Annotated in this window: 10 protein-coding genes; 7 read left to right on the top strand and 3 right to left on the bottom strand. The window is 48.3% G+C overall.

All coding sequences use genetic code 11. From position 1 onward, the window contains the following. Window positions 1-131 precede the first annotated feature (131 nt). From V7D78_RS09210 to V7D78_RS09185, 6 genes are all read left to right on the top strand, one after another. Window positions 132-554: a type IV pilin protein gene (locus V7D78_RS09210; protein ID WP_333608155.1), complete on the top strand. Its 423-nt coding sequence runs from the start codon at window positions 132-134 to the stop codon at window positions 552-554. 90 nt (window positions 555-644) lie between these two features. After that, window positions 645-1,148, top strand: a complete 504-nt coding sequence (locus V7D78_RS09205; RefSeq protein WP_333608154.1) for a hypothetical protein — start codon at window positions 645-647, stop codon at window positions 1,146-1,148. After that, window positions 1,096-2,100 carry a PilW family protein gene (locus V7D78_RS09200; RefSeq protein WP_333608153.1) on the top strand — a complete coding sequence of 335 codons (1,005 nt, stop codon included), beginning with the start codon at window positions 1,096-1,098 and terminating at the stop codon, window positions 2,098-2,100. Before V7D78_RS09205 ends, V7D78_RS09200 begins: the two co-directional genes overlap by 53 nt. Before the next feature lie 11 nt (window positions 2,101-2,111). Further along, complete coding sequence (locus V7D78_RS09195; RefSeq protein WP_333608152.1) at window positions 2,112-2,498, top strand: hypothetical protein; 387 nt, start codon at window positions 2,112-2,114, stop codon at window positions 2,496-2,498. Next, window positions 2,485-3,552 (top strand): hypothetical protein, encoded by a 1,068-nt coding sequence (locus tag V7D78_RS09190; RefSeq protein ID WP_333608151.1) that lies wholly within the window; start codon window positions 2,485-2,487, stop codon window positions 3,550-3,552. Before V7D78_RS09195 ends, V7D78_RS09190 begins: the two co-directional genes overlap by 14 nt. Further along, the gene (locus V7D78_RS09185; RefSeq protein ID WP_333608150.1) at window positions 3,552-3,968 is read left to right on the top strand and encodes a type IV pilin protein; all 417 of its coding nucleotides are present in this window, start codon (window positions 3,552-3,554) and stop codon (window positions 3,966-3,968) included. The genes V7D78_RS09190 and V7D78_RS09185 overlap by 1 nt, the downstream gene beginning before the upstream one ends. A 17-nt stretch (window positions 3,969-3,985) precedes the next feature. Here the strand turns inward: V7D78_RS09185 and V7D78_RS09180 are convergent, their stop codons facing one another. Both V7D78_RS09180 and nadE read right to left on the bottom strand, forming a co-directional pair. Continuing rightward, on the bottom strand, window positions 3,986-4,483 hold the full coding sequence (locus V7D78_RS09180; protein ID WP_333608149.1) for a GspH/FimT family pseudopilin: 498 nt from the start codon (window positions 4,481-4,483) through the stop codon (window positions 3,986-3,988). A gap of 80 nt (window positions 4,484-4,563) precedes the next feature. Next, window positions 4,564-5,403 (bottom strand): ammonia-dependent NAD(+) synthetase, encoded by an 840-nt coding sequence (gene nadE, locus V7D78_RS09175; protein ID WP_333608148.1) that lies wholly within the window; start codon window positions 5,401-5,403, stop codon window positions 4,564-4,566. 142 nt (window positions 5,404-5,545) lie between these two features. Between nadE and glnB the strand changes: the two genes are divergently transcribed. Next, complete coding sequence (glnB, locus tag V7D78_RS09170; protein ID WP_333608147.1) at window positions 5,546-5,884, top strand: nitrogen regulatory protein P-II; 339 nt, start codon at window positions 5,546-5,548, stop codon at window positions 5,882-5,884. A gap of 86 nt (window positions 5,885-5,970) precedes the next feature. Here glnB and V7D78_RS09165 read toward each other — a convergent pair whose 3' ends face one another. Beyond that, window positions 5,971-6,798, bottom strand: a complete 828-nt coding sequence (locus V7D78_RS09165) for a THxN family PEP-CTERM protein (RefSeq protein WP_333608146.1) — start codon at window positions 6,796-6,798, stop codon at window positions 5,971-5,973. Window positions 6,799-6,806: the final 8 nt, after the last annotated feature.

Below are 6,806 nucleotides of genomic sequence, written 5' to 3'. Positions count from 1 at the left end.
GGTATGCCAGGTGAGCCTGTGTTTGTTGGTGATCAAATGATAGTAGGCGATTCCAGGGTGTCTATTGACTCCAGCAGGGTCAATCTTCAAATTCGGCGTGGCAGGTTATCTTGGCGGGAGATGATAAACTAATGGCAATGTTCAAGCTTAAACAACGGGGCATAACCTTAATAGAGATGATGGTAGTGGTGGCCATACTCGGTATTTTAGCGTCGGTGGCTTACCCTTCATATCAAAACCATGTGCTGCGTAGTCACCGCGCTGCAGCTAGCAGCTGTTTGTTAGAGTTGTCGCAGTTTATGGAGCGCTTTTATACCCAGAATATGCGTTATGATGGAACGACTTTTGTCTTGCCTGATTTACAATGCAGAACCGAATCTGCAGCACGTTATACTTACACCAGTGTGCAGGCACAGCGAACTTATACCTTAACGGCCACGGCGGTAGGTCCACAAGCTGGAGACACCGCTTGTGCGTCGCTCGGTATTAACCAGGCAGGCACTAAGTTGGTGGCAGGTAGCAATAATGCGGCGGCAGTAGCGAAATGCTGGTAAAATTTATGGTAAAAATTTAAGCGTTAAAATTTGATCTTTTAAATATTTGTTGTAACTTTAAGGTTAATTAAATTAACTTGGCATAGGGATATGCGGTTACAACAAGGCGCGTCTTTAATTGAGGTGTTGGTCACCTTACTATTAGTCAAGCTGGGGTTGCTTGGTATCTTAGCCGGGCAATTGTTGGCAACTCAGCATATTATAAACGCCACCCAGCGTACCGCTGCGGTGGCCTTAACCTCCTCGTTATTACAAGATTTGGCCAGTGTTAATAAGGCTGCGCCGCTCTCTGCTGTAACTATATCCGCATCCAGTCCACTAACCGAAGTCACTTGTTCAGCGCTAAGCCCATGTGACGCGGAGCAGGCCAGGCAGTATCTGCTTTACAATTGGCAGCAGCGTTGGCAAAACCACAGCATAACGGATGCGCAAACGCCGTTGTTTGAGCCTTATTTTTGTCTTACGGCAAGCGCTAGCGGTATGACGCTAAAAGCCAGCTGGCAGCTCACCGGCCGTTACCCTGAGCCTGCAGCAGCAAGTTGTGATACTGGCATTGGCAGGGCGGGGTTCCAGCTACTGGCCGGGGGCGAATAAGGTGCCGCGCCGGGGGTTTAGTTTAACGGAGCTGATGGTCGCAATGTTGCTAGCTATGCTGTTGCTGGGCTTTATCTTGCAAATTTTTAGTAGTTTAAGCCGCTCGGTACGGCAGACACAACAACTGGCGTTACTGCAGCAAAATGGGCAATTGGCGCTGAATTTATTACAAAATGAGTTACAAAACAGTGGCTTTTTTGGAGGCATGTCACTGGATCAAATACGAGACGGCACCTCTGCCATCATAGCCCCGGAGGGCGATTGCGTTAAGTCAGATCTGGACAGCGGCAGCTTCCCGGTAAGAGGTCAGCCGTTTATTAATCTGTATGCCGCTGCTGCAGCCAGTGGCCGTCAGCTCAATTGCTTATCTTCTTTATTACCAGATTCAGAATATCTGCAACTAAAACGTGCCATTGGGCTGAATCTTGAGGCGTCAGCACTCAGAGACAATCGTTTTTATCTGCAACATGACTGGCAGCATCCCCGTTTTGTTGATGCGGTCACGTCAGATCTTGCTGCAGAGGCCAGTTATTTCCCATATCAGCATCTGGTGTTTTATTTACAACAACAGACCTATGGCGGCGAACGTTTCCCAGTGTTGATGCGCAAACGCTTGGTACGTTCGGCAGCTGGCGGGGCAAGAATCCACACTGATTCGCTCATCGATGGTGTTGAACGTTTACATTTTGAATTTGGTATTGATGCTAGCGGTGATGGGCAGTTGAATTACCGCTTAGCTACCCGGCAAATGACCGAGCGGCATTGGCTGCAGCTCGAAGGGCGGATTGTCAGTATTACTTTTTATGTTTTGTTGCGAAGTTTGCAAGCCGATCGACATTATCAAAATAGCCAAAGTTATCAAATGGGGGCCGAGCGCTTCGAGGCGCCCGGCGATCATTACCGACGATTATTACTCAGTAGTACGGTGTCTTTGCACCATAACATTCGTTAAGGAGGTGAGTGATGCAACAGCGTGGTATGGCGCTTATCAGCGCCTTGATTTTCTTAATGGTCATGCTGCTGATGGTCAGTAGCAGTTTGTTTATCAGCCAGCTTAGTCTTAAAAGTGCCCAAGCTGCGCAGCAGCAATTGCTGTTAGAGCAACAAGGCTGGCAGCAGCATTACAGTTCGCTGACCACATTGGACAGCGACACCGAGCTGGCTGGAGTGCAGCGGTTAAGCGCTTGTCCGGCTAGCTTTGCGGCCTGGTCGGGGCAATACCTTGATTGTGAGTGGTTGGAATTTAGTACTGAGCTGCATTCTGAGGATAGCCGGCTGCACCTGGCTTTCAGTTCTATGTTGTTGCGCCATCAGCTAAAACTGGAGGGGATCTCGGATGCGGATTTTTAAGCTTTTGTTACTCTTTAGCAGTATAAACCTGAGTGCTGCAGAGCTGCCTGATTGCTGGCTCACTGCGACAACATCAGTTAAGGTGACTTTGCCGGGACGGGGAGCTGTGGAGAGTCGCCGTTACTTGCTGCAAGCTGAGGAGAGTGCTGCAGACACTGCCCTGGCGCTGTTCCGGCCGGATGCGGTGATCCCATCATTCAGACTAGCTGTCTGGCCGGAATTGCATACTGCTATTTATGCGCGGCCTATAGCCTATGACAGCCGACTGACGGGGGCGCATTCAGAATTATTATTACTAGATGCCAGTGGCAAAGTTTGGTGGTTAACACTGACAAGCCGTGGTTTTGGCACACCACAACTTATAGCAGATCTGCATTTGCCAGATTGGGTTTTCCTCCAGGCTTTTGAGCTGATCTCAGCGCATCTCCCTGCCAACTTACTAGCAGAGCCCACAAGTGCTGCACAACAGCAACTTTTATTATTGAGTGCCCGACATTTAACGAGTAGTCAGGATAAGTTGATTCTGCTACGTATACCTGAGCCAGGCTCTACTGTAGTTCGCTTTAGCGATTTAGCTGACAGAACTGTGCTCAGTGACGCTGAACTTGACGATGGATTGAGTCATGAACAGTGGCAACGCTTACAACGTCATGCCGGCTGGTGGTTGCAAGTTGATGGCCAAATTCGTACTCCGCCTTTATTAGTCGCAGGGGTAATTTACAGTGCTGTTGCGCCAACGACTAAAGCGGCCAGGCAGTGTGCAGATGAAGATAAACCGCAACAATTGTATGCATTACATCTTTACAGTGGCGGCAGGGTCTACCGGGAACGACGCCTGATGATGCCCGCTTACCGGGGCAAATTGGCATTGCAAACTGGAGCAGAGGGGCAGCTGGCTTTGTGGTGGCAGGGTGCTGAGGCTGAACAATTATTGCTACCCGCTTTATTAAGCCTCAGTCCCTTATGCATTGACTGCGTTATGCCTCTGCTGCTACCAGAATTACATCGTTGGCAGCGATTGACCAGTTATCGCTTGGAAAGCGGGGCACATTAATGAACAAGCAGCAAGTTCAGGCCGGTGTGACTTTAATAGAGTTAATGATGGTGTTAGTCATTATAGGGATTCTGGCAGCTCTGGTATATCCATCTTATCAGCAGCATGTGCTGAGAAGTTATCGGGCAGAGGCGGTGCAAGTCATGTTGCATGCAGCCAACTTGCAGGAGGGGTTACTGGCGGATGAAGGCCGCTACACTGCGGATATCAGCCGCTTAGGGCTGGCTGCAGATGGTCTGTCAACCTCAGGTCGTTATCGGCTTAGTGCCAGTTTGTCTGCAGCAGGCAGCGCTTATGATTTAACGTTGCAGGCGCTGGGGCCACAACGGGCCGATAGTGATTGTCTGTTATTTACCCTTAATCAAGCAGGGCAACGTAATGTCAGCGCCCCGGAAAGCTTGAAATGCTGGCATTGACTGGCTGTTCCTGAGGATTAAAAAGGGCAACGCTCTGTAACAAAGTTTAGACGTTGTCTTCCTGCCTGGTTTAGTACCAGCCGGTAATGCCAGTTAAAGCTAGCCGGTGGACAATAGTAAAAGGTGCCATTTTCCAGAGCATCCAGACTCCCATCCCGGCGAAATTGTACTTGGCTACGACTGTATGCCAGCCGATGACCATGGCTGACACCGGGCAGTTGCCGTAGTAAGTGTTCACTGTCCGTAGCAGGGTCCTGCATCAGCATGAAAATAGGGTGGTTTTCCCAGTTTGGTTGGCATTCTGTGCCCAACCTTGGACACAATATTACGCTTTGTTGGCTGCTTGCCGCCTGGATACGGGCAAAGCTGAGGTGGCGGCTAAATTGCTGCATATAACTATCTGCCCGCTTACGGTGCAGTAGGTCGGCAAAAGCCGGTAAACTGATTTGCGCTAATAACGCTAGCAAGGCGACGACCAGTAGCATTTCCAGTAAGGTGAGTCCTTTTACCCGCATTAGCGTGCTCCAAGCTACAATTAGGTTTAATAATTGTAGCTTGGGTTTTATTTATGTAAAGTTTTTGATTTTTTAAGCTGTTACGTCTGATTGTAGGGAGTGGGGATCGGCTGACGTTTATGCTGCGTTTTTTGATAAATACTGATCAGTTTGCCGGCAACGTCATCACTGACCGCTTTACCTTCTAAGAAATCATCAATTTGCTCATAACTTAGCCCCAAAGCCGCTTCATCGGCTTTTTGCGGCGCCAGGCATTCCAGATCGGCAGTGGGGGTTTTAGCCACCAATAAATCAGGTGCTCCCAGCTCTGCCGCCAACGCCCGAACCTGACGTTTACTTAAACCAAAAAGCGGCGCCAAATCACAGGCACCGTCACCCCATTTAGTGTAAAAGCCAGTGATGTTTTCTGCCGAATGATCAGTACCCAGCACCAGGCCTCCCGTAAGAGCCGCTACATGATACTGAGCAATCATGCGACAACGCGCTTTAACATTACCTTTGGCAAAATCGGTTTTAGCAGCGGTTAAGTCTGCCGCGTTGATGCCTGCCAGTGCCGCCAGCGTACTTTGATGCAGCGCATCGGCAGCGGCTTGAATATTTATCGATAATGACTGTGTCGGCTGAATAAAGCGCAGCGCCAGTTGCGCTTCGTCTTCATCCTGTTGCGATGCATAAGGCAGTCGCACCGCAATAAACTGGTAACCGGCTGCACTGTCTGCATTGAGCTCATTCACTGCCAGTTGCGCCAGCCTGCCACAGGTCGTCGAGTCGACACCACCACTGATGCCCAGCACCAGAGTCTTCATACCAGAGCTGGTTAAACGTTGTTTGATAAAGTTTACCCTGCGGGTTATTTCAAATTTTACGTCAATCTGCGGTAATACCCGCATTTCGGCGATAATGGCGGCAGCAATAGACATAAATTCTCCTGATTGGCATAGTCAGGTTTATCATATCGTATCTTGTCGTTTTTAGATCAACTAATTCTGTGGCAACTGCTGAAGCGTCAAGCAGCTTGTATTATACTGCTTGCTACTTATCTGGTGCGAATGGGATCTCAGCATGAAAAAAATTGAAGCCATTATTAAACCTTTTAAATTAGATGATGTGCGTGAAGCACTGGCTGATTTAAACATCACTGGTATGACAGTGACAGAAGTGAAAGGCTTTGGCCGGCAAAAAGGCCATACTGAGCTGTATCGTGGCGCTGAGTATATGGTGGATTTTTTACCGAAGGTAAAGCTGGACATTGTGGTGACAGACGATCAGGTTGAGCGTTGTGTCGAAGCCATTATGAACACAGCGCAAACCGGCCGCATTGGTGATGGTAAAATTTTTGTGTTTGAAGTAGAGCGGGTTATTCGTATTCGAACGGGCGAAGAAGACGAAGAAGCTATCTAGTTAGGGGGCATGGTAACCTGGTTAAATATCTCAGGCAACATCATGTTGCCTGAGAAAGACATTATAGTAAAAGGCCGTTGCAATTACTATTGCCGCGCTCCCAAGCGACGCAGTAATAACAAACCTATACCAAATAATGCTAGACCTGCTGGTTCAGGAATCTCATTAAATGGGCGGGCAGTAATTGAAAAGAATGGTAGTATGGTGTTACTGGCATTTTCAATAGTCACAAAACCGTAGCAACCTGAGGCAAAACTAAGCTCGCTACAGGCCGCATCAGGCAGGATATCTCCACCGATAATACCTATATTAATAGTGTATAAATATCCGTCTAATATAAAGCTCTGCACCAGATCAAAGGGGGAGGCAATCGCAAAGATATCGCCGCAGCCATTGATATTTGAAGCAATACCCTGAGGGTTGCCATCTGGGCAAAGTATTCCGGCTCCAGGGGCATTTACCGTTTCAAAAAAGCGGATATCAAAAGTGATAGTCGGCGCATCCAGAGCTGGCCCTGCAGGAACCAAAGGCGTCAATAGTAACTTATCCAGTAACACTGCCTGAGTTAACAACTGACCATTATCCAGAATAGGGAAGTTATTATGTACCAAAGGTGTACCAAACTGAGTTGCACCATTAGTCATAATAGTACCATTGATTGGACTGGTAATTGAAAAAGACGATAATGGCCCACCTTCAAAAGGGGCTCCCCAGGTTAAAGTGGAATACCAGGTTTGCAGGTTGTTATCATCATCCAGATAATTACTGGCTCCAGAAGGAGTAACACCGGCTGCTTGCCAGCTGATAAAGCCTGCTGAGTTTTCAAAACTCCATTGTTCAATCAACGCTGCTGAAGCCGGGGTGGCCAATAACAGCATGCAGCTAATGATAAGGGAGTTATATAGTCGTTTCATAATAAAAT

This window comes from Arsukibacterium sp. (genome assembly GCF_036735525.1).
Taxonomy (GTDB): Bacteria; Pseudomonadota; Gammaproteobacteria; order Enterobacterales; family Alteromonadaceae; genus Alishewanella.
Note: the sequence above shows the minus strand (reverse complement) of the source record. Positions and strands in the feature narration are given on the sequence as shown.